The sequence below is a fragment of the Streptomyces sp. NPDC031049 genome (genome assembly GCF_055571015.1).
Window position 1 is genome coordinate 1 of sequence record NZ_JBVIGC010000048.1, and the last position, 1,471, is coordinate 1,471.

General features: G+C 74.8%; 3 protein-coding genes. All 3 read right to left on the bottom strand.

What is annotated here, in order from left to right; genetic code table 11:
* On the bottom strand, nt 1-233 hold a 233-nt coding region (locus ACZ45Q_RS34040), incomplete at its 3' end, for a methylenetetrahydrofolate reductase (RefSeq protein WP_468269081.1).
* Nucleotides 230-1,213 carry a carbohydrate kinase family protein gene (locus ACZ45Q_RS34045; protein ID WP_468269084.1) on the bottom strand — a complete coding sequence of 328 codons (984 nt, stop codon included), beginning with the start codon at nt 1,211-1,213 and terminating at the stop codon, nt 230-232. The genes ACZ45Q_RS34040 and ACZ45Q_RS34045, both read right to left, overlap by 4 nt.
* Nucleotides 1,214-1,345: 132 nt before the next feature.
* The coding region (locus ACZ45Q_RS34050; protein WP_468269087.1) for a methionine adenosyltransferase domain-containing protein at nt 1,346-1,471 on the bottom strand (126 nt) is incomplete at its 5' end.

Here is a 1,471-nt window from a genome sequence, read left to right on the forward strand (position 1 = left end):
CGCAGGGTGGTCTCGGCGGCGATGCGGCGGGTGACGGCGATGGTGCGGTCGCGGGAGGAGCCGCCGGCGCCGTAGGTGACGGACACGAAGTCGGGACGCAGGGCCTCGACCCGGCGGATCGCCTCCCACAGCGTGCGCTCGCCCTTCTCCGTCTTCGGCGGGAAGAACTCGAAGGAGAAGCACGGCGTCCCTGGGCCGGGGACGGTGCCCGGGGCCGTCCCGGCCGGACTCATGACACCTCCGCCAGCCGCGGCTCGACGGCCCGCGCCGCGTCGGGGCCGTAGGCCTGGCCGACGCGGGAGATCAAGTCCGCGGCGAGCAGCTTGTACTCCTGGGTGCCGACCGACTCCAGCACGGTGGTCGCCAGGGCGCAGCCCAACCGGGCGGCCCGCTCCGGCGGCCACTCCCAGGCGAGTCCGGCGAGGAAACCGGCCCGGAAGGCGTCGCCCGCTCCCGTGGGGTCGGCGATCCGGTCCGTGGCGACGGCCGGCACCCGCAACCGGGGCGCACCGGAACGGGCGAGCGACACCCCGTCGGCGCCGAGCGTGGTGATCCAGGTGCCGACCCGCTCGAGCAGCTGCCGTTCCGTCCAGCCGGTGCGTTCCTGGAGCAGGGCCGCCTCGTACTCGTTGGTGAACAGCCAGCGGGCGCCGTCCACCAGTTCGCGTGCCTCGTCGCCGTCGAGGCGGGCGAGCTGCTGGGAGGGGTCGGCGGCGAACGGGATGTCCCTCTCGCGGCACTGGCGGGTGTGGCGGACCATCGCCGCCGGGTCGTCGGCGCCGACCAGGACCAGCGCGAGTCCGCCGGTGCGCGCGGCGACCGCGCCCAGGTCGATCCGGGACGCCTCGGCCATGGCGCCCGCGTAGAAGGTGGCGATCTGGTTCTGATCCTCATCGGTGGTGCACACGAACCGCGCGGTGTGCAGCCGTTCACTGACCCGCACGGCGGAGGTGTCCACCCCTCGCGAGCGCAGCCAGGTGCCGTACTCGGCGAAGTCCACGCCCGCCGCCCCGACCAGGAGGGGGTGCAGGCCCAGCAGGCCGAGGCCGAAGGCGATGTTGGCGGCGACACCGCCGCGCCGCACCTCGAGCCGGTCGGCGAGGAACGACAGGGAGACGCGCTCCAGCCGGTCCTTGATCAGCTGGTCGGTGAAACGCCCGGGGAACACCATCAGATGGTCGGTCGCTATCGAGCCGGTCACGGCGATACGCACGGAAGAAGCACTCCTCGAGGGCTCGGGCCGGGAGGCGGGTGGGGGAGTACCGGAGGGGGGAGCCGGGCGGGAAGCGGTGCGCGGCGGGGGATGTCCGCGCACCGCCGTCTGCGGGGCCGGGGCGCCGTGGCGTCAGCCCGCCGCGGCGCGGCGCAGGGCGTCCGCGCGGTCGGTGCGCTCCCAGGTGAGGTCGGGCAGTTCGCGGCCGAAGTGGCCGTAGGCGGCGGTCTGGGCGTAGATGGGCCGCAGCAGGTCGAG